The 23,641-nt window shown below is 63.5% G+C and carries 20 protein-coding genes and 1 tRNA gene; 11 read left to right on the top strand and 10 right to left on the bottom strand.

What is annotated here, in order from left to right; all coding sequences use genetic code 11:
* Positions 1-35 precede the first annotated feature (35 nt).
* On the top strand, positions 36-806 hold the full coding sequence (locus NKK47_RS15930) for a metallophosphoesterase (protein WP_352577570.1): 771 nt from the start codon (positions 36-38) through the stop codon (positions 804-806).
* Between the two features lie 28 nt (positions 807-834).
* On the opposite strand, the gene NKK47_RS15925 is transcribed toward NKK47_RS15930, so the two are convergent.
* Together NKK47_RS15925 and NKK47_RS15920 are read right to left on the bottom strand one after the other, a co-directional pair.
* The gene (locus NKK47_RS15925) at positions 835-966 is read right to left on the bottom strand and encodes a hypothetical protein (protein ID WP_280952144.1); all 132 of its coding nucleotides are present in this window, start codon (positions 964-966) and stop codon (positions 835-837) included.
* Positions 967-1,262: 296 nt separating this feature from the next.
* Positions 1,263-1,961 carry a type 1 glutamine amidotransferase gene (locus tag NKK47_RS15920; RefSeq protein ID WP_023680463.1) on the bottom strand — a complete coding sequence of 233 codons (699 nt, stop codon included), beginning with the start codon at positions 1,959-1,961 and terminating at the stop codon, positions 1,263-1,265.
* 74 nt (positions 1,962-2,035) lie between these two features.
* Here NKK47_RS15920 and NKK47_RS15915 point away from each other — a divergent pair, with 74 nt between their 5' ends.
* From NKK47_RS15915 to NKK47_RS15900, 4 genes are all read left to right on the top strand, one after another.
* Positions 2,036-2,683, top strand: coding sequence for a hypothetical protein (locus NKK47_RS15915; RefSeq protein ID WP_023680464.1), 648 nt, complete (start codon positions 2,036-2,038; stop codon positions 2,681-2,683).
* Between the two features lie 32 nt (positions 2,684-2,715).
* Positions 2,716-3,450 (top strand): 16S rRNA (uracil(1498)-N(3))-methyltransferase, encoded by a 735-nt coding sequence (locus NKK47_RS15910; protein WP_352577569.1) that lies wholly within the window; start codon positions 2,716-2,718, stop codon positions 3,448-3,450.
* Between the two features lie 186 nt (positions 3,451-3,636).
* Positions 3,637-5,010, top strand: coding sequence for a glutamate--cysteine ligase (locus NKK47_RS15905; RefSeq protein WP_023680466.1), 1,374 nt, complete (start codon positions 3,637-3,639; stop codon positions 5,008-5,010).
* A gap of 102 nt (positions 5,011-5,112) precedes the next feature.
* Complete coding sequence (locus NKK47_RS15900) at positions 5,113-6,168, top strand: DUF937 domain-containing protein (protein ID WP_352577550.1); 1,056 nt, start codon at positions 5,113-5,115, stop codon at positions 6,166-6,168.
* Positions 6,169-6,343: 175 nt separating this feature from the next.
* Here the strand turns inward: NKK47_RS15900 and NKK47_RS15895 are convergent, their stop codons facing one another.
* Positions 6,344-6,634, bottom strand: a complete 291-nt coding sequence (locus NKK47_RS15895) for a DUF1127 domain-containing protein (RefSeq protein ID WP_352571613.1) — start codon at positions 6,632-6,634, stop codon at positions 6,344-6,346.
* A gap of 178 nt (positions 6,635-6,812) precedes the next feature.
* On the opposite strand from NKK47_RS15895, the gene NKK47_RS15890 reads away from it, so the two are divergent.
* The 3 genes from NKK47_RS15890 (at position 6,813) to NKK47_RS15880 (ending at position 10,540) form a co-directional block, all read left to right on the top strand.
* Entirely contained in the window at positions 6,813-7,769 is a 957-nt protein-coding gene (locus tag NKK47_RS15890) for a LysR substrate-binding domain-containing protein (RefSeq protein ID WP_023680469.1), read from the top strand.
* 70 nt (positions 7,770-7,839) lie between these two features.
* Positions 7,840-9,405, top strand: coding sequence for an exodeoxyribonuclease VII large subunit (gene xseA, locus NKK47_RS15885; protein ID WP_352457093.1), 1,566 nt, complete (start codon positions 7,840-7,842; stop codon positions 9,403-9,405).
* A 7-nt stretch (positions 9,406-9,412) separates the two neighbouring features.
* On the top strand, positions 9,413-10,540 hold the full coding sequence (locus tag NKK47_RS15880) for a DmpA family aminopeptidase (RefSeq protein WP_352577549.1): 1,128 nt from the start codon (positions 9,413-9,415) through the stop codon (positions 10,538-10,540).
* A gap of 61 nt (positions 10,541-10,601) precedes the next feature.
* Here the strand turns inward: NKK47_RS15880 and NKK47_RS15875 are convergent, their stop codons facing one another.
* The 4 genes from NKK47_RS15875 to NKK47_RS15860 form a co-directional block, all read right to left on the bottom strand.
* Positions 10,602-10,856: a DUF768 domain-containing protein gene (locus NKK47_RS15875; protein ID WP_023719384.1), complete on the bottom strand. Its 255-nt coding sequence runs from the start codon at positions 10,854-10,856 to the stop codon at positions 10,602-10,604.
* Between the two features lie 510 nt (positions 10,857-11,366).
* Positions 11,367-11,711 (bottom strand): Atu4866 domain-containing protein, encoded by a 345-nt coding sequence (locus NKK47_RS15870; protein ID WP_352577548.1) that lies wholly within the window; start codon positions 11,709-11,711, stop codon positions 11,367-11,369.
* On the bottom strand, positions 11,711-12,439 hold the full coding sequence (locus NKK47_RS15865) for an SDR family oxidoreductase (protein WP_352541770.1): 729 nt from the start codon (positions 12,437-12,439) through the stop codon (positions 11,711-11,713). The genes NKK47_RS15870 and NKK47_RS15865 overlap by 1 nt, the downstream gene beginning before the upstream one ends.
* 92 nt (positions 12,440-12,531) lie before the next feature.
* The gene (locus tag NKK47_RS15860; protein WP_352577547.1) at positions 12,532-13,284 is read right to left on the bottom strand and encodes an SDR family NAD(P)-dependent oxidoreductase; all 753 of its coding nucleotides are present in this window, start codon (positions 13,282-13,284) and stop codon (positions 12,532-12,534) included.
* A 138-nt stretch (positions 13,285-13,422) separates the two neighbouring features.
* On the opposite strand from NKK47_RS15860, the gene NKK47_RS15855 reads away from it, so the two are divergent.
* Positions 13,423-14,331 carry a LysR family transcriptional regulator gene (locus NKK47_RS15855; RefSeq protein WP_352571618.1) on the top strand — a complete coding sequence of 303 codons (909 nt, stop codon included), beginning with the start codon at positions 13,423-13,425 and terminating at the stop codon, positions 14,329-14,331.
* 60 nt (positions 14,332-14,391) lie between these two features.
* Here NKK47_RS15855 and NKK47_RS15850 read toward each other — a convergent pair.
* Positions 14,392-14,468: transfer RNA gene (locus NKK47_RS15850), tRNA-His, on the bottom strand.
* A gap of 339 nt (positions 14,469-14,807) precedes the next feature.
* The gene (locus NKK47_RS15845) at positions 14,808-15,266 is read right to left on the bottom strand and encodes a phasin (RefSeq protein WP_254819298.1); all 459 of its coding nucleotides are present in this window, start codon (positions 15,264-15,266) and stop codon (positions 14,808-14,810) included.
* 253 nt (positions 15,267-15,519) lie between these two features.
* Between NKK47_RS15845 and NKK47_RS15840 the strand changes: the two genes are divergently transcribed.
* Entirely contained in the window at positions 15,520-19,266 is a 3,747-nt protein-coding gene (locus NKK47_RS15840) for a PAS domain S-box protein (protein WP_352577546.1), read from the top strand.
* A gap of 282 nt (positions 19,267-19,548) precedes the next feature.
* On the opposite strand, the gene NKK47_RS15835 is transcribed toward NKK47_RS15840, so the two are convergent.
* Positions 19,549-21,507: an acetoacetate--CoA ligase gene (locus NKK47_RS15835; protein WP_352577568.1), complete on the bottom strand. Its 1,959-nt coding sequence runs from the start codon at positions 21,505-21,507 to the stop codon at positions 19,549-19,551.
* A gap of 283 nt (positions 21,508-21,790) precedes the next feature.
* Between NKK47_RS15835 and NKK47_RS15830 the strand changes: the two genes are divergently transcribed.
* Positions 21,791-23,641 (top strand): AsmA family protein, encoded by a 1,851-nt coding sequence (locus NKK47_RS15830; RefSeq protein WP_352577545.1) that lies wholly within the window; start codon positions 21,791-21,793, stop codon positions 23,639-23,641.

Raw genomic sequence — 23,641 nt, 5'->3', positions numbered from 1 at the left:
CCCGTGACGGCATGACCACGGAGGCGACGCAGGCATTGACGGAGCCCGGCATCAGTTTCTACGAGGCGCGCGGACCGCAAGGCATGCGCCTTTACGCGATCGGCGATGTGCACGGCCGGCTCGATTTGCTGACCGCCATGCACCGGCGGATCGAGGCGGAGCTCGGTCAAAGGCCGTCGGCCGATTGGCGCGTGATCCATCTCGGCGACTATGTCGACCGCGGCCCGGACTCCAGGGGCGTCATCGATTTCCTGATCGACGCGCAAAGACGCGATCCGCGTCACCTGATGCTGGCCGGAAATCATGATCTCGGCTTCCTCGATTTTCTCGATGTCCCCGACCCGGACGGCCTGTTCATGCGCTATGGCGGCATCCAGACGGCGCTGTCCTATGGCGTGTCGCTCGGTGGGAGCAGCGCCTGGTTTGGCCGCGCCGATGCGGCATTGCGGCAAGGGCACGCCGCGCTGATCGAGGCCGTGCCGCAGAACCATGTCGAGTTCCTGCGCTCGCTGGCCTTTTCGGTGACCTTCGGCGACTTCTTCTTCTGCCATGCCGGCATCCGGCCCGGCGTTGCGCTGGAAAGCCAGAGCCGGCAGGACCTGATCTGGATCCGCGAGGTCTTCCACGACCACACCGGTCTTCATCCGAAGATCGTGGTGCACGGTCATACGCCGGTGGCCAAGCCCGAGATCACCGGCAACCGCGTCAATGTCGACACCCTCGCCTGGCAGTCGGGAAACCTCACCGCGCTTGTCGTGGACGGCGCTGACAAGCATATCCTGACAGTGACGGGTGAGCGGGCGTAGGTAAGGCGTGAGGTTATGTGCAGAGGGTCTAGCGAAGCGCGGCGGTGACGCCGTAGCCGTCGACGGCATTATGGTTGTTGGCTGCGTCGGCGGAATAAATGCCGAGGCCGCACAAGACGATGGCCGACAACATGGCAAAGGACAAAAAGGCTGCTTTCACGGACGTCATCTCTTGTTGAGCTTTCTGCATCTATGCACGAGCGGGTTACCAATGCGTTGAAACGCAAAATACGTCGCAAATGTCTGACGGTTTCGCGCTTCTAGGCATGTTCTGTATCGGCGGTGTGTCGCGCGGGTCACAGGAAAGGTTCATCGCGGTTGCACGCAAGATGCAGAGCGGGCGCCTTTTAGGCTGGCGGACAGACACAGGCCAAGGATGAAACGCGTTATCCCCGGCGGATTTGCCGCCGCGTGCCAAATATGCAACGTCGCCAAATACGCTGACTATATGAGCCGTCAGATCGTCGCCACCCAGGCGCGGGCGATGGCCAGGCCGGCGGCATCGGCTTGCGGTCCGTTGCGGGCCATTTCATCGTCGAGCCGGCCCGCCCATTCAGGATGCCGCTCGGCGATCAGCGGTGCGAAGGAGGTGCTCCAGTCGCGCACCATCGGACTGTCGGCCTCGAAATGGAACTGGAAGCCGTAGACGGCGCGGCCGATACGGAACGCCTGGTTCTCGGCGACGGCATTGCCGGCCAGCCGCACGGCAGTCTTAGGCAAGACAAAGGTGTCGTCGTGCCATTCGAAGATCGGGAATTTTGCGGGCAAAGCGGCGAGCACCGGATCGGCCTGCGCCGCCGCGGTGAGCGCGACCTCGTGCCAGCCGAACTCCGACGCGCCGCCGATCTGGTTCTCGCCGCCAAAGGCGCGCGTGACCAACTGGCTGCCGAGGCAGATACCAAGCACCGCGCGATCCCTCTCGGCAAAGTCGCGCGTCAGGTCGAGCAGGCCCGGAAAATAAGGACAGAGCTCGTCGTCCAGCGCATTCTGGGCGCCGCCGAGCACTACCATGGCGTCATGCCCGCCGCTATCTTGCGGCAGCGCGTCGCCGCAGTAGGGACGGCGCAGGTCGATATCGACGCCCGCCTCGACAAGGGCCGCGCCGATCTGGCCAAGGCCCTCATTGTCGAAGTTCTGGACAACCAAGACCCGCATCGAAACCTGCTGACATGAAATTGATGCAACGAGCGATATCATGGCGCCAGCATTGCAGCCAACAGGGAACGCCTATGCCACTGCAAAACCGGGTCGACCCGTTCGGCGCCATCCATGCCGTGCCGGAGCGCGGCCTGTTCATGGGCAATCGCGGCATCATTCACGACCCCGAGACGAGAACGCTGTTGAAGAAGCGCTGGGCGCTGCAAGCCTGGATCATCTGCGTCTGCGAATTCCATAACGTGCGGCGCGAGCCGATGGGGCGCAACCGGGCTGGCGGCAAGGCCGGCTGGACCGAACTGTTTTTCCTCGACGAGGTGACGGCACTTGCCGCCGGGCACCGGCCCTGCTTCTTCTGCCGGCGCGAGCGGGCCAGGGATTTTGTCCGGCGTTTCGGCGACGCCTTCGGCATTGCCGAGCCACGCGCGCCGCAACTCGACAAGCGCCTGCACAAGGAGCGCGTGGCATCGGGCGGGCGGGCGCCGAGACTGGAACCGGAAGCGCTTGCGGACTTGCCGGACGGCACGATGATCTCGTCAGGAAACAGGGCGTACGTCCTGTTTGACGGCGCCGCGCTGCCCTGGAGTTTCGGCGGTTATGGCGAACCGGTGGGGTTCGGCGGTTTTACCGACAGTCCAATCCGCCTGCTCACGCCAGCGACAACTGTTTCGGTGCTGCAGAAAGGCTACGAGCCTGTCTGGCATCCTTCCGCCGAGGCTTGACGCCGAGGGTGACGTTGCCGCATTCCTCGGCGATGCGCGCCAATTACAAGATGCAGCGGCTGTTCGTGCCGGACGGGCTTGGACCGGACATCGAGTTCGACATCGGCCCGCAGCAGAGCCATTATCTCTCGCACGTGCTGCGGCTCGGCGAAGGCGCCGAAATTCTGGTCTTCAACGGCCGCGACGGCGAATGGTCGGCGGCGATCGCGGCAAAATCGAAGAAGGCGTTGCGCCTGAAGTTGCTGGCATTGCAGCGGCCGCAGCCGCCGTTGCCCGATCTCGTCTACTGTTTCGCGCCGCTGAAGCAGGGGCGGCTCGACTACCTCGTGCAAAAGGCGGTCGAGATGGGCGCTGGCATCCTGCAGCCGGTCATCACCCAGCATACGCAGGTGGCAAAGCCCGGCATCGAGCGCCTGCGCGCCAATGTCGTCGAGGCGGCCGAACAATGCGGCATATTGGCGGTGCCGGAGCTGCGCGAAGCGGAAAAATTCGAGCGCCTGCTCAGCAACTGGGACCGTGAGCGGCGGCTGATCTTCTGCGACGAGGATGCATCGACCAACAGTCCCCTGCCGGCATTGCAGGCGGTGCGGGAGAACAAGCTCGGCCTGCTGGTCGGGCCGGAGGGCGGCTTTTCCGACGAGGAGCGCAGGATGCTGAGAACCCTGCCCTTCGTTACCGCCATTCCGCTTGGGCCGCGCATCCTGCGGGCGGACACGGCGGCCGTAGCGGCACTGGCGCTGATCCAGGCGACAATCGGGGATTGGTGATCAATTCCAGTTACCCTCTGGCTCAGGATTTTTCGCTTGATCGGCTACTGACATTTCGTCCATCTAGCGCCGGCAGTGGCCGCGCGTCCTTTCGGGCGCGCAAAGGACGCTGTAACATATTGATTGGGCACATGATCCTTTCCGAAAATCGAAGCCGGTTTTCGGGGCCATGTGCGGAGGGCTATTATGGCGCGCGATACTACCGATTTCCGGCCGATCGAAGGCGTCGACGAACTCGTCGAGCACCTGGCCGAAGGCAACAAGCCGCGCGACAAATGGCGCATCGGCACCGAGCACGAGAAATTCCCGTTCTATGTTGACGGCAATGCCCCGGTGCCCTACGGCGGCGAGCGCGGCATCCGCGCCATCCTCGAAGGCATGCAGGACAAACTCGGCTGGGACCCGATCATGGATGCCGGCCGCATCATCGGACTGGTCGAGCCGACCGGCCAAGGCGCGATCTCGCTGGAGCCCGGCGGCCAGTTCGAACTGTCCGGCGCGCCGCTGGAGACGATCCACCAGACCTGCCGCGAAGGCAATGCGCATCTGGCGCAGGTGCGCGAGATCGCCGAACCGATGGGCATTCGTTTTCTCGGCCTTGGCGGCAGCCCGAAATGGTCGCTGGCCGAGACGCCGAAGATGCCGAAATCGCGCTACGAGATCATGACCCGCTACATGCCCAAGGTCGGCACCAAAGGTCTCGACATGATGTACCGGACCTGCACGATCCAGGTGAACCTCGACTTCGAAAGCGAAGCCGACATGCGCCGCAAGATGCAAGTGTCGCTGAAATTGCAGCCGCTGTCGACGGCGCTGTTTGCCAACTCGCCCTTCACCGAAAGCCGGCCGAACGGCTTGCAGAGCTGGCGCGGCGAGATCTGGCGCGACACCGACAATCAGCGCTCCGGCCTGCTCGAATTCTGCTTCTCGCCCGATTTCGGCTTTGCCGATTATGTCGAATGGGCGCTCGACGTGCCGATGTATTTCGTCATCCGCGACGGCCAGTACCATGACATGACGCACATCACCTTCCGCCAGTTCATGGCGGGCGCCGCCCGCAACGAACTGCCGGACGGGCTCCCGACGATGGGCGACTGGGCGAACCATCTGTCGACGCTGTTCCCGGACGTGCGGTTGAAGCGCTTTCTCGAAATGCGCGGCGCCGATGGCGGGCCGTGGCGGCGCATCTGCGCGCTGCCGGCCTTCTGGGTCGGGCTGCTCTATGATGCGGCTGCGCTCGACGCGGCCGAGGCGCTGACCTCGAGCTGGAGTTATGACGAGGTGCTGGCGATGCGCAACGCGGTGCCCGAACAGGGCATTTCGGCGCCCTTCCGCAACACGACACTGCGCGAGATAGCCCGCGACGTGCTCGTCATCTCGCGCATGGGACTGAAGAACCGCGGCCGCAAGAACCGCGACGGCTATGACGAGACCTCGTTCCTCAACACGCTGGACGAGGTCGTCGCGCGTGGCACCACCAGCGCCGAAGAGATGCTCTCGGCCTACCACACACGCTGGGGCGGCTCGATCGAGCCGGTGTTCATGGAATACGCGTATTAACGCTTCGCTATCCGCTTGGCCGATGGTCCGGCAAATTCGCTTCAATCAGTGATGGAAACGAATTAGGCTTCTCCAACGAGGATTTTCCCGGAGGAGAAAACAATGCCTTCCTTGTTCGATATTCTGGCACAGGCCCAGAACGGCAACGGCATGCAGGCGCTGGCCCAGCAGTTCGGGCTTTCGCAGCAGCAGACGCAGGCGGCGGTCGCGGCGCTGCTGCCGGCCTTTTCGCAGGGGCTGAAGCGCAACACGTCCGATCCTTACGGGCTCGGCTCCTTCATGACGGCGATGGCCAGCGGCCAGCACGCCAAATATTTCGACGATGCAAGCCGGGCCTTCTCGCCCCAGGGCCTCGATGAAGGCAAGGGCATTCTCGGCCATTTGTTCGGCTCGAAGGACCTGTCGCGGGCCGTCGCCAACCAGGCCGCGCAGGCGAGCGGCGTCAGCCAGCAGGTGTTGCAGCAGATGCTGCCGGCAATCGCCTCGATGATGATGGGCGGGCTGTTCAAGCAGACCACCAACCAGTTAGGCGGGCAGATGCATGCGGCAGGCGGCGGCAATCCGCTCGGCGAGCTCATCGAGCAGATGATGCGGCAGGCGGGCGGCGGCGGCCAGGCGCCGGCCCCTCAGCCTGCAGACCCCACGGATAACCCGCTCGGCAAGGTGCTGCAGGATATGTTCGGCGGGCAGCAGCCGCAACAGACGCAGAGCCCTTACGGCGACAACCCGCTGGGCAAGGTGCTGCAGGACATGTTCGGCGGCGGGCAGCAGCCGCAAAGCCAGCCGCAGCAGACACAGAACCCTTATGGTGACAATCCGCTCGGCAAGGTGCTGCAGGATATGTTCGGCGGCGGTGCACCACAGCCGCAGCAGCCGCAGAACCAACCCCAACAGACACAGAACCCTTATGGTGACAATCCGCTCGGCAAAGTACTGCAGGACATGTTCGGCGGTGGCGCACAACAGTCTCAGCCGCGTCAGGCGCCGCAGCAATCCCAGGCGCCGCAGCCGCAGGCCAATCCGAGCGGCAGGCCGAGAAATCCGTTCGACGACCTGTTCGGCAAGATGTTCGAGACAGGCGCCCAGCAGCGCGACGACTACCAGAAAGGCATGGAGTCGATCTTCGACCAGTTCAAGCAGGGCATGGGCCGGCGGTAGACCAGACACCGGCAATCAATCATCAGTGCCGCCCAAAAAAGAAAGCCCGGTCCTGGGAGGACCGGGCAGCGCGCAGGCTGGCCGGGGGGATCCGGCAGGGAGTGGGGAGCCTGCGTAACTTAGTGGCGTCGTGCCTCAAAAAGGTTCAACGCGCCCGAACGGCGAAACCACGCGATCACACCACCTTGCGGGCAATATCCTCGATCGTTTCGGCGCGCTCGACCGCGATGACGCGAAGCCTTTCTGTCGGATCGCGGCCAAAGGGTACACCGACAGCGACGTGCAGGTCGGCGCGGGTCAGGCCGATGTCGGCGAGCTCGGCATCCGACATCTCGCCGAGGCGATAAAAGGCGCGGCGGTTTCTCCAGGCGCGGTAAACATTGGCAGCGGCATTGGCCACGCGCGTCGCAACGGCCGGACGCGAGGTGATGCGCGAGGTCTCGGTAGCGAAATCAAACGTAGCCATGTCGGTCTCCTTCACATTCGAACGGGCGAAACCGGTCGATCGGGCGCTGGCGACAGCGGCCGTTCCGGCTTCGATTCACATGCCTTCATGTGGACAATCGGAATTTGCCATGGCCCGATTGATTAATCCAACGAATGTTTCTAATCTTTAGCATCAGCATCAATGATGGATTAGGCCAATGAAAGCGCCGCTCGATCTCGATCAGTTGCAGACCTTCATCTCGATTGTCGACACCGGCAGCTTTACCCGCGCGGCGGAAGCGGTGCATCGCACCCAGTCTGCGGTGTCGATGCAGATGCGGCGGCTGGAGGAACGGATCGGCAAGCCGCTGTTCGAAAAAGACGGCCGCACCAACAGGCTGACCGAGGAAGGCGACAGACTGCTCTCCTACGCAAGGCGGCTGCTCTATCTCAACAAGGAAACACTGGCCGCCTTCGACGACCGCCGGCTCGAAGGCACCATCCGCATCGGCACGCCGGACGATTATGCCGATCGCTTCCTGCCAGAGATCATGGCGCGGTTTGCCCGTTCCAACCCGCACGTCGAACTGACCGTTATCTGCGAACCGACGCCGGGACTGGTCGAACACATCAAGCGCGGCAATCTCGACCTGGCGCTGGTGACGCACAACGACGCGCGCGGCCAGTCGGAAGTGGTGCGGCGCGAACCGCTGCTGTGGGTTACCTCGGCCAACCATGCGACGCATGAGCAGCCGATCCTGCCGATGGCCTTCGGCCGGCCGAACTGCATCTGGCGGCGGGCCGCCGCCGACGTGCTCGATCAGCAGAGCCGCGACTATCGCATCCTGTTCACCAGCTTCTCTGCCACCGTCATCGCCGCCGCGGTGCTTTCCGGTCTGGCGATCTCGGTGCTGCCGGAATGCGCGCTGCGGCCCGGCATGCGGGTGCTGGGCGAGGCCGACGGTTTCGGCGCCCTGCCCGATTGCCGCATCGGCATCATGCGCGGTCAGACCTCGCGGCCGGAGATCGTCGACGCGCTTGCGCGCCACATTTCGGAGAGCCTCGACAATATTTCCGTGCCACTCGGCGAGGAGACCGGCACGTTCGATTTCGCCGCCCTCGCCTTCGCCAAGATGAAGCGGACCAAGCCGAACCAGATCCTGCCGGGCTGGTGATCGCGCGATTGGGGCGGACATCGAACACGGCCGCCTTGACGCCGGCCAGCAATCGTCCCCCAATCGGCCGATGAGCGACGCAGCATCCGAATCACGCACCAACGCCACCGAATATACGGTGAGCGAAATTTCCGGCGCGCTGAAGCGTACGGTCGAGGACGTCTTCGGCAATGTACGGGTGCGCGGCGAGATTTCCGGCTATCGCGGACCGCATTCCTCCGGCCATGCCTATTTCTGCCTGAAGGACGATCGCGCGCGGCTCGACGCCGTGGTGTGGAAGACCACGATGAGCCGGCTGAAATTCCGTCCAGAGGAAGGCATGGAGGTGATCGCCACCGGCCGGCTCACCACCTATCCCGGAAAGTCGAACTACCAGATCGTTATCGACAATCTCGAGCCGGCCGGTGCCGGTGCGCTGATGGCGCTGCTGGACGAGCGCAAGCGCCGGCTGCAGGCCGAAGGCCTGTTCGACGCGGCGCGCAAGCGCAGGCTGCCGTTCATGCCGTGCGTCATCGGCGTCGTCACCTCGCCGACAGGCGCCGTCATCCGCGACATCATCCACCGCATCAAGGACCGGTTTCCGCTGCACGTGCTGGTCTGGCCGGTGCGGGTGCAGGGCGAGACGGCGGGTGCGGAAGTGACCGCTGCCGTCAACGGCTTCAACGCACTGCCATGGGACGGCGCCATCGCGCGGCCCGATCTGTTGATCGTGGCGCGCGGCGGCGGCAGCCTGGAGGATCTGTGGGGGTTCAACGACGAAGCGCTTGCCCGGGCCGTCGCCGCTTCGGGCATTCCGGTGATTTCCGCGGTCGGCCACGAGACCGACTGGACATTGATCGATCTGGCGGCGGATGTGCGGGCGCCGACGCCGACAGGCGCCGCCGAGATCGCCGTGCCGGTCAAGGTCGACCTCGAAGCGACGCTTGCCGGCCTTGGCGCGCGGTTGAAGACCGCACTGTCGCGCAATTTCGAACGCAAGCGGCAGGCGGCACGCGCGGCCGCCCGTGCGCTGCCCTCGCCCGACCAGTTGCTGGCGCTGCCGCGGCGGCGCTTCGACGAGGCGACGAGCCGGCTCGGCCGGGCGCTGTCGGTCAGCGTCGAGCGCAAGCGAGCCAGGCTTCTGGGGCAGCGGCTGACGCCGGCGACTTTGTCGCGGCGCATGAACGAAGCCCGCACTCTGACCCGCCGCGACCTCGCCCGTGCGCAAGCGGCTTTCTTCGCCATCGTGCGCGAGCGTCGGGCGCGGTTTTCGCGCACGGCGACCAGACTGTCACCGGCGCCGATCGCAAGACGGCAGAAACTGCAAGGCGATGCCCTGCTGGCACTGACGCGGCGGCAGGACCAGGCGATTTCGCGGCGGCTGGACCGTCTGCGTGGAAAACTGACGCAGGCCGACCGGCTGCTGGCGACGCTCTCGCACAAGGCCGTGCTGGCGCGAGGCTTCGCGCTGGTCAAGGATGCGGACGGCGCGGTGGTCAAGCACGCGGCAGAAGTTGTGTCGGGGATGGCGCTTTCGCTGGAGTTCGCCGACGGCACCGCCGATGCAGTCGCCATCAGTGGCACGGCGCGGCCGAAGACGGTTGCCAAGCCCGCGGCCAAGCTCAAGGCGCCGGGCGGCCAAGGTTCGCTTTTCTGAGGAAAAAATGACCGACCCGCATCTTGCGACGCCCTCGGGCAAACTGCGCGCCCGCGCCTTCGCGATCCCATTCGATGGCACGCCAGGCCGCTTCAATGCCATCACCGATGTGCCCGGCGTGACGGTCGGCTATACCACGCTGATCTCAGGGGATGGGCCGCTCGTCGTCGGCAAGGGTCCGGTACGCACCGGCGTGACCGCGATCCTGCCACGGCCCAGAGACGAGTTGGCCGTCCCGGCGTTTGCCGGGATGTTCAGCGCCAATGGCAATGGCGAACTGACCGGCTCGCATCTGATAGAGGAGCTCGGAGCGTTCAATCTTCCCATCACCATCACCAACACGCATTCCTGCGGCGTCAGCCGCGACGCAACGCTGCGCTGGATGCAGACGGTGCTGCCGCAATCGCTCGACAGCGCCTGGGCGCTGCCGGTGGCGGGCGAGACTTACGACGGCTTCCTGAACGATATCAACGGCCACCATGTGAGCTTCGAGCACGTGTTTTCCGCGCTCGAAACGGCTGAAAGCGGGCCGATCGAAGAGGGCAGCGTCGGCGGCGGCACAGGCATGATCACCTTCGGCTTCAAGGCAGGGTCCGGCACATCCTCGCGCAGCGTCGACTGGAATGGAGAGCGTTTCACGATCGGCTGCTTCGTTCAGTCGAATTTCGGTGCACGGCGAAACCTCGTGATCCGTGGCATCAGAGCCGGAGCGGAACTCGCCGAACCGGCGATCCGGGACAACACGCCGCGAGCGGAAAAGAGCTCGATCATCGCGATCGTCGCCACCGATGCGCCATTCATGCCGCATCAGTTGAAAAGACTGGCGAAACGCGTGCCGCTCGGCGTGGCGCTGGCCGGCGGCTATGGATACAATTCATCCGGCGATATTTTTCTCGCCTTCAGCACGGCCAATGCCGATGCGGCGCGCGGCGCGGCCGGCAAGCTGGTCAGCGCCGGCTACATACCGGATGCCGATATCAACCCGTTCTTCGACGCCGTCGTTCAGAGCGTGGAGGAAGCAATCCTCAACGCGCTGGTCGCCAATGAAGACATGACCGGGCGCGACGGCAATTTCGTGCCGGCGTTGCCGAAAACATGGCTTAAGGAGAGATTTGGCAGAGCTGCGCGGCGATAAGACCGCGCAACTGCATCAGACAGGCAATGTTCGCCCGGCAGGTTTTGCCGGAGGCGGTCCGTCAGCCGGCAGGCTTGTTGGAATTCTGCTCGTCCTGGTCGGCCTCGGCCGCCTCTTCGAGCCTCGAAGCAATGAGCTCCTGAATGTCGCCGACCTCTTCCTGGATATCCTCCAGGGGTATGCCGGCCTCGGCAGCCTTGGCCGCACATTCCCTGGCGAGGGTCTCGGCCTGCTTCTCGATTCTGGCTGGCGAGGGCTGGCAGTGGACTTTTTCGCCAATCCACCCGCGCAAGAACTCGATCGCGTGTTCACTCATACTGCTGTTTCCCTAGCGGCTATGCCGGTTGGTAATCATAAACGTCGGCATCTTCGAAAAGATGCGTGCTGCCATTCGAGCCGAGTCGGCTTCGCCCGGCAAGCCGAACTTGTCCGAGGTCCACAGAGCTGAAGGGAATGGAGGGTTCAAGGAGCACGTTCTAGTTCTTGAGGACTGATTCTCTCGACGAAACTCGTTCGACCCGCGCTATTGTTTCTATTTGCTTTTTTTCGATTTTCAAGCCGTTTTAGATCACAACAGATGTCACAATGACAAGCACATTTACCGCGCTCTCGCCGGCACCATGTAAGAGGCGAGCCGTCAAAGCCGCCGCTATATAGTGACAACCATTTGCAATGTCGACTCTGCTCGCGATCCTGCTTCTTTCCGCCGCGCTTGCGTGAAGATATGTGGTGTGACGGGCCTTGCAGTGCAAGCTGCCGAGCGTCTCATGCAAGGCATGCAATAGCGTCTTGTGGAATCCTGAAGTGCTTGTCTCAGGGTGGCTCTCTACCGCCGGCGGTAAAGGATCATGCCGGCATGATAGAGGACGCCTTCGACGAACTCACCATCCGCGGTGAAGCCCGTATCGTCCCAGTATTCTATGTGGTTGCCGTGCACTTCATAGCGTCCCCGGTAGGCGCTTTCGCGGTCACCGCGCGCTTCGTCATAACGGCCGTTCGGCAGGAGTTCGTGCCTGATATGGCGATCCTCGGTGACCCACATTCCGACATAGGGATGATCTTGGTGCGTCATTGGTTCTTCCGCGAGGATTGGAGTTGAAGGAAGGGTCAGGCCGGTTGGAGCTACAGCAACGGCAATACGCGTAAGCACTGCGGCCAAAGTGGATCGCATCAATGCGCCGCCTTCGTCGGACGCACGACGATCTCGTTGACGTCGACATCGTCGGGCTGTTCGATTGCGTAGCGCACTGCCCTGGCGATGGCATCGGGTTGCAGGGCAATAGCACGCCAGGTTTTCATGGCGGCGGCAGCGGCTTCGTCGGAGATCGTGTTCGCCAGCTCGCTTTCCACCACGCCAGGATGAATGCAGGTTACGCGGATATCGTCACTCTCCTGGCGGAGCCCATCGGAAATCGCGCGGACAGCGTATTTCGTTGCGCAATAGACGGCGGCCGTGGGCGAGACGGCCAGTGCGCCGATGGAACCGATATTGATGATGTGACCGGAGCCGCGTGCCGTCATCTCGGGCAGAACCGCCGCGACGCCGTACAGAACACCCTTGATGTTGACGTCCACCATCAGCTCCCACTCGTCGACCTTCATGGCTGCCATGGCTGACAGCGGCATGACGCCAGCATTGTTGACGATGACATCGACCTGGCCCCATTCGGCCCGGGCTGCGTCGGCGAATGCTGCGACATCCGCCCTCCTGGTGACGTCGAGCGCTCGCACGCGAACCGTTCCACCAGCTGCCTCGATTTCGGCCGCAAGCGCTTCAAGGCGGTCGGTGCGGCGTGCGCCGAGCATCAGCTTCGCACCTGCCGCGCCAAGCTCGCGGGCAATGCCAGCGCCGATGCCGCTGGAGGCACCGGTGATCAGAACAACTCTGTTCATGGTCATCGAGATAATCCTTTTGGTCTGTGATTATTTTCACGATGTGAAGGGATTGGGTGCGGGTGAGCTCCCGCGGCGCGCCGGCCCTATTGGGGGGCTCACTGGGCGGTGTAGCCGCCATCGACCAGAAGCAAGGCCCCGGTGATGAAGCTGGATGCCGGCGAGGCAAGAAAGGCGATGGCCTCGGCAACTTCTTGCGGCTGGCCGATCCGGCCGATTGGATGCGCGCCGCCGAAGCTGCGCAGCATCTCCCGGCCATTCTCCACCACGCCTTCCATGATGTCGGTTTCGATCACGCCAGGGGCAACGGCGTTGCAGCGAATGCCCGTGCGCCCGTATTCGATCGCGATCACCTTGGTCAGCTGTGCGACAGCCGCCTTGGAGGAGGCATAGGCCGCCTGCGTCTCGAAGGCCGCGACGGCCGAGATCGACGAGACATTGACGATCGCGCCGCTACCGCCGGCGGCCATCAATTCCACTGCGGCACGGGCAGTGACGAAGCTGCCGCGCGCGTTGATCTGCAGGATGCGGTCATAGTCGTCGACCGAGGTCTCAGTCAGTCGTTTGTTGAGCGTGCGACCGGCATTGTTCACGACAATGTCCAGTCGTCCGAAGCGCTTCGCGGCGAGTTCGACCGAGCGTCTGGCCAGATCCTCGTCGGCGACATCGCCGACCAGGGTCGCCACATCCTCGGCTTCCAATTCGCGTACGCTGTCGCTGAGATCGCTTGCCACGATCCGGGCGCCCCGCGCCCGCAGCAGTTCCGCCGTGCAGCAGCCGATGCCGCGTGCCGCGCCGGTCACGAGGGCGACTTTTCCATCCAGGTCCCAGGGGGAAGGAAGTGATGTCATGGGGGTATCTCCTTGGTCAGCCGGCATCGACTTGGATCGGGGGATCAAGCCTTTCTTGCCGTTGCGACAGAGATAGAGCCATGGCATTGTCGCGATAACCCGCCCGCCGTTAACCTAGATGGTAAGTTTGACTAACCAATGGACATCGATCTCAATGCGATTGCCGTCTTCGTCACCGTGGCCGAGGAACGCAATTTTCGCGCTGCGGCAGACCGTCTGGGCGTGACGCGCTCAGCGGTCAGCCAGAGCATCCTCAGGCTTGAACAGCGCCTTGGCATCGCATTGCTGCAGCGCACGACACGCAGCGTCAACCTGACCGAAGCGGGCGAACGCCTGCTGGCGAGCGTCGCACCGGCGATCGCCGACGTGAACGCGGCAATCGAAGCCACCACGGAGTTTCTGGACCGCCCGCGCGGCCGCCTACGGATCGCGGTTTCGTCTATCGCAGAGGCCTTTCTGTCAGGACCGCTGCTGGCGTCCTTTGCAGAAAGGTTTCCCGAGGTGCATCTGGATATTGTGGTCACCGACGAGGAATTCGACATCGTTGCCGAAGGCTATGATGCGGGAGTGAGGCTCGGCGAAGTGATCGAGCAGGACATGATTGCCGTGCCGGTATCGGGCGATCAGCGGCAGATGGCCGTCTGCGCCCCGCGCTATCTCGAGAAGTTCGGAGCACCCGCCCATCCGCGCGAGCTTGTGGCACATCGATGTATCGGCTGGCGGCCGGCGCCGGGAGTTTCGCCCTATCGGTGGGAGTTCGGCGAGGACGGGCGCGAGTTCGACGTGGCGGTTGCGCCCGAGATCACTACCAACGACATGTGGCTGATGATCCGACTGGCCGTTGCAGGCGCCGGAATCACGTTCGGCATGGCCGATACATTCCGCCCCTGGCTCGACCGCGGCGAGCTCGTGCCAATCCTCGACGGCTATTTTCCGCCGTTTGCGGGTTTCTATCTTTATTTCCCCAGCAGACGGAATATCGCGCCGAAGCTGAGGGGCCTCGTGGACCACCTGCGCGCCACGCGCCAGGCGCGGGATCGCAGGTAACCGCAACCGGCTCGTAGAGATCGCTTGCGCTATTGGTCAGAAGCCTGGCTGAAAGCTGAATGGTACCGTTGGCTGGGATCGAACCAGCGACCTCCGGATCCACAATCCGGCGCTCTAACCATCTGAGCTACAACGGCACGTTTGCCTGAGCGGGATCGAGATGAAACGTTCGGGATCCGCTCTGTCGTTCGGCGATGCGTCCATACGGGCTATCGGAGTTTAATTCAAGGCTTTTGGCAAGGCAAAAGCTCGCTCCGGCATCGCGTCATTTTCCGCCGGACAAAAGAAAAGGCCGGCGGGAGGAGGTGCCGGCCTTTTCCTGTTACGAGCCAGCGGGAGGAGGTGCTGGCTGGTCACCCCGGTGAGCAGAGGGAGGAGGTTCCACCCGCCGGGTATTCACTTAAACCACTATATCGCACATCTATTTGTCTGACGAAATGCGACCTTTTGATGCATCGTCAAACTGTGCGCAAATATTAGGCGATCTTGATTTCTTTCACGGCCTTCTCGAAGGCGGTCTTGATCGGCTTGGATACGTCCTCGGCCGCCTTGGCAGCAACCGCCTGGAAGTCCTTAGCCTGCTCGACGGTCATTTCAACGCGCTTGCGCAGGAAAGCGGTCTGCAACTCGACGACTTCCGACAGCGACTTGGCGCCGATCAGGGCTTCGAAATGCGAGAAGCCGGCTTCGGCATTGGCGCGCAGGGCGGCGATGGTCTTGAGCGACAGGTCGCTGGAAACGGACTTGGCGGTCTCGTAGGTCGATTCCAGAGCCTTCTGGGTCTCCTCGGCGCCGGTCTTCAGCTTGGCGTAGGCCTCTTTCGACTGCTCAACGCCCTTTTCGGCGAAGGCACGGATCTGGTCGGTGGCCTTCGAAGCGTCGAAGCTCGGGAATTCAACGTTTTCGATCGTTTCAGCGGTCTTGGTCCTGGACATTTTCCATCCTTTTCAGCGGCAGCGGCTTTGACAAAATGCCGTCTCGTTCATCTATCATGGCAATATAACGGCAAATTTTGTGCGTTGCAACATGTTTGTTGCATCGCACCATAAAATATTTGGTTCGCAGCGTTAACCACGCGCCTAGAGATTCCGCTGGTTGCACGCTATGACTTGTGGACCTTCGCGCCGTCGGCTTTTATTAACAAAGCGTTAACCGCAAATTGCCCGCTCTGTGAGGGTCGCCAAGCGCATGCCGGCTGAAAACTACTCCTTCCTTGACGTCGCCGTGCTCGACGCCGTCCGCCTGCGCTTCGCCGCAGGCGACGCGATCGCCATTCTGTCGGCAGATCTCGAGCAGGTGATCTGGGCCAACGGGCCCGGCGCGGCGGTATTCGGCTATCCGGACATCGGCGCTATCATCGGCGCCTCGGCAGGGTTGCCGCTGATCGCCCGGCGCCAGATCATGGCAACCAGCGGTTTTCCGCAGATCGGCCGCGACCGTGCCATCACGGTCCGGCTGGCGACCGGCCTGACCAGCCGTGCCGTCGGTTTCCTGGCCAGCGCGGTGACCATGCCCGATGGCGAGGAAGCAATCATGCTGGCGCTGCAGGCGGCGCAGACCGGCTCGCGAAGCGCCGCCGAGATCGCCGACCGCGCCATCGGTGGCTTTACGGAAGACGGCCACTACATCGCCTTTGTCGATGCCAAGGGCAATATCGACGCCGCATCGCACGGCTTTTCGGCGCTCGGCATCCGGCCTGAGACGCTGGCCGCACTTGTCGCCGATGTGGCGAACGAGAGCGACCGCATCGTCAAGCGCCTGGTTCCGGGTGGGTCCAGCTCCTATCCCGCGGGCCTTGCCCGGCTGACGGAAGAGCGGCACCTGCTGGTGGTGATCGACGAGGACCGGCTTGACGGCGAGGCCCCCGATGGCGAGCGCGCCGGCGGGGAAACCGAGGCGGCAGCGGCACTGAGCGGTGGCGATCTTCCCCAGCCAACGGACCAGGACAACGAGCAGCCAATCGCCAGCACCGGCGCGGCGGAGATCGACCTTGCAGCGATGGAAGGCACCTCGGCATCGGCCGAGCACGAACCTGCCGACGCGGCCGACGATCACCGCACGGTTGGCGAAGCGCCGACGCAGCATGACCATTGGTACTTCAATGCCGGCGACGACGCGCAGGTCCCGCCCGGGGCAGCTGCGTCCGGCAAAGTCGAGACCAGCCCGGACGCTTCGCAGGCCGGCGCGGATACTTCGCCGGAAAGCGCCGCAAAGGCCACCAAAGCCGCCTCGCCGGCCGAACACCGCGCTTCGGCGATCGATCGCACCGCCGCGCCCATGCGTTTCGTCTGGCGTACCGACGCGGAGGGCCATTTCAGCGCCCTGTCGCCGGAATTTGCCGAGCTCGTCGGCAAGCCTGCCGCCGACGTGATCGGCCGCCGCTTCGAGGATGTTTCGGCCGCCTATGGCCTCGATGCTTCTGGCGAGATTGCCGGCCTGCTCGAACGGCGCGACACCTGGTCCGGCCGCTCCGTGCTGTGGCCGGTCGCCGGCACCGATCTGAAGATACCCGTCGATCTGGCGGCGCTCCCGGTTTACAGCCGCAGCCGCGTTTTCGAAGGTTTTCGCGGTTTCGGCGTGGCCAGGAGCGGCGATGCGGTGGTCGATCCGAATGCCGTCGGCATGGCCCTTGTCGCCGAGGAGAAACCTGCCGCGACCATCGGGCCGAAAGCCGTCGAACCTCTCCCCGAGACACCTAAACCCGCCGATCCGTTCAGGGGCGAAGTGCCGGCATTGACCATCGTGCCAAAACCCGAGCGGCGCTTTGCCGACAAGGTGATCCGGCTGGCCGAGCACCGGCAGCCGGCCAACGACAAGGGCCTGTCGACGCTGGAACGCAGCGCGTTTCGCGAGATTGGCGAGCGTCTCAAGAAGGACAGCACCCCGGCCGAAGAACAGCCCAGCGCCGGAAAGCAGAAGCCGGTTGAGAAAGTCGAGGCAGCCGGCAAGGCCGACGAGCCAAAGCTGAAAGAAGCCGGCCCGACGGACAAGGGTGAGATGCCGGAACCAGGTCCGGAAAGCGAGGCGGCTGCCGCCGAACCGCCCGAGGCCGATGCCGAGGACCAGAAGGACCTCGCCCGGCTCGACGGCGAGCAGCCGGATGAGGCGGTAGCAGAGGCGCAAGCCGGCGAACCCGTCACACGCCCTGTTTCCGGATCGCTGCTCGACTATGCCGATCGCGAACCCAGCGATGAAGCGCAGGAAGGCGTTGAGCCCAGCACGAACCGTCGAACGATCGTCGCCGAAGCGCCGCGGGATGGCGACGACGATAGCATGACGGCCGAAGATTTCCGTGACGCCGAGGATAGCGAGGATTGGTCCGAGGACAGCGCAGCCGCAGCCGACGCTGCCGGCCAGGTGCCGCCTGTCGAGCGGCCGCAGGCACCACCGCTCAAACTCGACGGCTTCGTGCCGTCGGCCTTTGCCGGAGAGGACAACAAGGGGCCGGATACCTCGATCCTCGGCAAGCTGCCAGTGCCGGTGCTTATCCATTCCGGCGATCAACTGCACTACGCGAACGACGAATTGCTCGGCTTGACCGGCTATGCGACGCTCAATGCCCTGGACGAGGCCGGCGGGCTCGGCGCGCTGTTTGCCGATCCTTATGCGGACGACGGCAGTTCCGACGGCGGCGACCGCGCTCTGCGGCTGAAAACGCGCGAAGGTCAGGAGTTTCCGATCGATGCGATTTTACGCTCCGTGCCCTGGGGAAACGGCAAGGCGCTGATGCTGGTCGTACGCCGTTCCGGCGACGACGAAGCAGCAGCCATTCCACATGGCGCCGCCGAAGACCAAACGCAGCCGGATGTTTCCGAGCTCAAGGCACGCATTGCCGAAATGCGCACCATCATCGACACCGCCACCGACGGCGTCGTGCTGATCGGCCGTAACGGAACGATCCGTTCAATTAGCCGTCCGGCGGAAGCGCTGTTCGGCTTCGACAGCGACGAGGTGACCGGCAAACCGTTCGTCTCGCTGTTTGCGATCGAAAGCCAGCGCGCGGCGCGTGACTATCTCGAGGGGTTGTCGGAGCCCGGCGTCGCAAGCGTGATGAACGATGGCCGCGAGGTGATCGGGCGCGAGGCGCAGGGGCGTTTCATTCCGCTGTTCATGACCATCGGCAGGCTGCCCAACGACAGCGGCTTCTGTGCGGTGGTGCGCGATATCACCCAGTGGAAGCGGGCCGAAGAGGACTTGACCCAGGCGCGCGCGGTCGCCGAACGCGCCTCGTCGCAGAAGACCGATTTTCTGGCCCGCATCAGCCACGAGATCCGCACGCCGCTCAACGCCATAATCGGCTTTTCCGAGCTGATGGTCGACGAGAAATTCGGGCCGGTGGCCAATGACCGCTATCGCGACTATCTGCGCGACATCAACCGTTCGGGCAACCACGTGCTCGATCTGGTCAACGACCTGCTCGACATTTCGAAAATCGAGGCCGGCCAGCAGGAGATGGCCTATGAGGCGGTGTCGCTTAACGACACGCTGGCCGAAACCGTGGCGATGATGCAGCCGCAAGCCAACCGGGAACGCGTCATCATCCGCTCCAGCTTCGCCTCGCGGCTGCCGGAAGTGGTGGCCGATCTGCGCAGCGTGCGGCAGATCGCGCTCAACATCCTGTCGAACGCCGTCCGCTACACGCAGGCTGGCGGCCAGGTGATCGTGTCGACGGCTTACGAGATCTCCGGCGATGTCGTCATGCGCGTGCGCGATACCGGCATCGGCATGAGCCAGTCCGAGATCGAGCAGGCGCTGAAGCCGTTCAAGCAGATCAATGCGCTGAAGCGCGGCCGTGGCGACGGCACGGGTCTTGGGCTGCCGCTGACCAAGGCGATGGTCGAAGCGAACCGGGCCCGGTTCACCATCAACTCGACGCCCGGCGAGGGAACCCTGGTCGAAGTCGCCTTTCCCTCGACCCGCGTGCTCGCCGGTTAGCTATGGTTGCGCAAAGAAAAAAGGCGTCCAACAGGACGCCTTGAATGATAGGATTGCTGTCACAACGGGGCTTGAGCGAATCAGATCCTCTCGGGGCTAAGAGGAACGGGATTTCTCCCTCAAGTTACGCACGACTATTGATGCCGGGCCTTAACAAATCCTTACCGGCACGCCGGAAAATTTACCAATGTGTACCACTCATGAAATCTAGGTAAATTCCGAAGAGATAATTTGTTAACGATACCTGAGACCTCAAAACGGCTCCCACCTTGGATCCCGGGGTCAGTCGGCAAGCTGCGGCAGGTTGCGGAACAGCTCGAGCGCTTCGGGATTGGCGAGCGCTTCCTTGTTCTTGATGGCGCGGCCGTGCACCATGTCGCGTACCGCGAGCTCGGTGATCTTGCCCGATTTGGTTCGCGGAATATCGCTGACGGCGACGATCTTGGCCGGCACGTGGCGCGGGCTCGCCCCGGTGCGGATTTTCGCGCGGATGCGTTTTTCCAGCTCGGCATCGAGCTCAACGCCGGCCGCCAGCCGCACGAACAGTACGACGCGCACGTCATTGTCGAAATCCTGGCCGATGCACAGCGCTTCGAGGATTTCCGGCATCTGCTCGACCTGATTGTAGATCTCCGCCGTGCCGATCCTGACACCGCCCGGATTGAGCGTGGCGTCGGAACGGCCATGGATGATCAGGCCGCCATGGACGGTCCATTCGGCGAAATCGCCGTGGCACCAGACATCGTCGAAACGTTCGAAATAGGCGGCTTTGTATTTCCTGCCGTCAGGGTCGTTCCAGAAGCCGATCGGCATTGCCGGAAACGCCTTGGTGCAGACGAGCTCGCCCTTCTCCTGGCGGAGCGGGCGGCCGTCATCGTCCCAGACATCGACGGCAAGGCCGAGCCCGGGCCCTTGGATCTCGCCGGTCCATACCGGTTCGATCGGCACGCCGAGCACGAAGCAGGAGACGATATCGGTGCCGCCGGAAATCGAAGCCAGATGCACGTCCTTCTTGATGCCTTCGTAGACGAAGCGGAAATCTTCCGGCGATAGCGGCGAGCCGGTCGATGAGATGGTGCGCGCGCTGGAAAGATCATGCGTGCGGATCGGCTTCAGGCCGGCCTTGCGCACGGAATCGATAAATTTGGCCGAGGTGCCGAAATAGGTCATCTTTTCGGCATCGGCGAAGTCGAACAGCACATTGCCGTCCGGGTAGAACGGCGAGCCGTCGTAGAGCAGCAAGGTGGCGCCCGATGCCAGGCCCGACACCAGCCAGTTCCACATCATCCAGCCGCAGGTGGTGAAGTAGAAGAAGCGGTCGCCGTCGAGCAGGCCGGCATGCAGCCGTTCTTCCTTGACGTGCTGGATCAGCGTTCCGCCGGCCGAATGGACAATGCATTTGGGAATGCCGGTCGTGCCCGATGAAAACAGGATGTACAGCGGATGCGAAAACGGCAGCCTTTCGTAGGCGACAGGCCCTGCGGCAAAGGGTGACAGCGCCTCTTCCAGCGCAGCCGCCTTGCCGATGGTCGCGGCGACGTCGAGCGAGGTGCCGAGATAGTCGACAATGAGGACTTTGCGGACGGTGGCGAGCTTGCCCGCCACGGCCGCGATCTTGTCGGCGACTTCGATCGCCTTGCCATTGTACCAGTAGCCGTCCGGCGCGATGAACACGACAGGCTCGATCTGGCCGAACCGGTCGAGAACCCCCTGCTCGCCGAAATCTGGGGAGCAGGACGACCAGACCGCGCCGATCGACGCGGCCGCCAGCATCGCAGCAACGGTCTCCGGCATGTTGGGCATCATCGCGGCGATGCGGTCGCCCTTCTTCACCTTGAGCGACAGGAAAAGCTGCTGCAGCCGCGAGGTCAGCGCATGCAGCTCGTTCCAGGACAGCCGCCGCTCGACCTTGTCCTCGCCGCGAAAGACGATTGCGTCACCAAGCCCGGTTTTCTTGAGGAGATTCTCGGCGAAGTTCAGCTTCGCCTCAGGAAAGAAGGTCGCGCCGGGCATCTTGTCGCCATCGACCAGCACGCGTTCGCCCTTGTCGCCGACGATGCCACAAAAGTCCCAGACCAGGCTCCAGAAGGTCTCGCGGTGATCGATCGACCAACGATGCAGGTCGGTATAGGAGGAGAAAGCCTCGCCGGCTATGCTCGCCGCGGCGTTCATGAAGGCGGTCATCGGCGCTGCGTCGATCTGCTCTTGCGTCGGGATCCAGAGCGGTGCGTCGTCAGCCATCATTGTTCCTCCTTAAAGCACGTCACGTTTGAAGAGATTCACGCGACGCGCTTTAAACTTTTGTCTTTATGCATGTCGTTTATCCCAAAACCGCTGCGCACTTTTGGGCGACATGCATTGGCATCGCTTATGCATATCGCGATGCAGCAGAGCAAGATTTTGTTGGACCGCGCCGGTCAGGGTGTGCGCAAATGCCATCGCCGGGCCATAAAGACTTGAAATGCGTCAGCCGTCGGTTACACCCGTCGGGCGATTTTGTCGGAATGGAAGCATACGGGGCGATATGCCATCACCTTTGATCCGACGCGGTATATGGGCGATCGGCGCAGCCGTCATCGTCATCGCGCTGGTTGTCGCAGCCTTGCCGTTGATCGCCTCGACCCGCATCGTACGCGACCGTATCGCGTGGGAAATGAGCGCGTGGAGCGGTTTCCGGGTCACCATCGACGGCGCGCCGCGCATCGAGGTCTGGCCGAATTTCCGGGCGATCCTGAGCGACGTGACGCTGTCGCAATGGACGGAGACGGATGCGCCGCCCGTGGTCGAGGCCGAACGGGTCGAGGTCGACCTCTCGGCCATGGCGGCGCTGCGTGGCGATGTGATGTTTTCGACGGCGCGGCTGGTACGACCGACGATCCGGGTTCAGCGTACCGCGAGCGGGTTTTTCCTGCCTGCGATTCCCAGCGGCGGGCGCATTACGCGTTCGATCGATGCTGCCCGCGCGGTGGTCAACACAAATCCCGCCAAGCCGGATCTCGGCAAGCTGCCGACAGATCCGTTCGGCACAGTCGAGTTCAGGGACGGCCGCGTAGTGGCTGCCATCGGCGGCAAGGACCAGGAGATATTGAGCAGCCTGAGCGGCCAGGCGAACTGGGCCGCGATGAACAGCAATGCGACGCTGTCGGCGACCGGGATATGGCGCGGCGAAAGTGTTGCCATCGACGCCGCATCGCCGAGCCCGCTCGTGCTGTTTGGTGGCGGTACAGCACCGGCCACATTTTCCTTCAAGGCGGCACCGGCCAGTTTTTCGTTCGACGGCCGCGCCAGCATGTCGGAGAACGGCTATTTCGACGGCCAGGCAAAATTCGCCGCACCTTCGCTCCGACGCGTGCTCGAATGGTCGCAGGCCGGCATCGCGCCCGGTGCCGCAATCGGCTCGATCTCGGTTTCAAGCAAGATCACGGCGACGGCCGGGCGCGTCAAATTTGAAAACACGGCCCTGACCCTCGACAACAACCCGGGAATGGGTGCGCTGGACTTCACCTATGGTGAGGCACTGCCGGTGATCTCCGGCACACTTGCCTTCGATACGCTCGACCTCAGATCATTTCTCTCCGCCTTTACGCCGGTACCATCCGCCGGCGGCACCGGCCCGGGCGAAATCGACACAAGCTTCGCCGACCGGATCAATCTCGATCTCAGGCTGTCGGCGGCGCATGCCACCGCCGGCGCCATCCAGCTTGCCGACGTCGCTGCCACTGCCCAGGTCAAGAACGGCCTTGCCGCCTTCGACATCTCGGATGCATCCGCCTTTGGCGGCAACGTCCAGAGCAGCGTCCGTTTCGACCGCAAGCCCGCCGGCACGGAAGTCGAGATCCGGCTGCTTGCTTCCGATATCGACGGCGGCGCTTTCGGCACCGCGGCCGGGATGACGCGGCTGGTGCCGATCGGCACTGGAACCGTTTCGGTCATCCTCAAGGGGCCTGGCAGAACCTGGGACTCGATTTTCGAAAACGCCAATGGCTCGCTGTCCGCGACGTTCGGCGCGGGTGCGCTGAGCCGGCTTAACCTGCCGGCGTTCCTCAAGCACACCGAACAGGGCGGATTCTTCGCGCTGGACGACGTCTCGGACGGAACGCTGCCGATCGACGGGGCCGAGCTCAAGGCGAGCATTTCGAACGGCGTGGCGCGCATCGACAAGGCCGAGGTGAATTCCGCGCAATACAAGATCTGGCTTTCCGGCATCGCATCCTATGCCGGACGCGGGCTGGCGCTGTCCGGCGGCATCGTCCAGCCGAGCCAAGCTGCCACGCAGACGAACGGCCAGGCGCCCAAGCAGTCGTCGTTCTTCGTCGGCGGCACGTGGAGCACGCCGTTCATCTCGCCGATAAGCCGCGGCGTTTCGGGAGAGTAG

The organism is Mesorhizobium sp. M0019 (assembly GCF_040323975.1).
Classification (GTDB): Bacteria; Pseudomonadota; Alphaproteobacteria; order Rhizobiales; family Rhizobiaceae; genus Mesorhizobium.
This window is presented reverse-complemented; position numbering and strand designations above follow the sequence as displayed.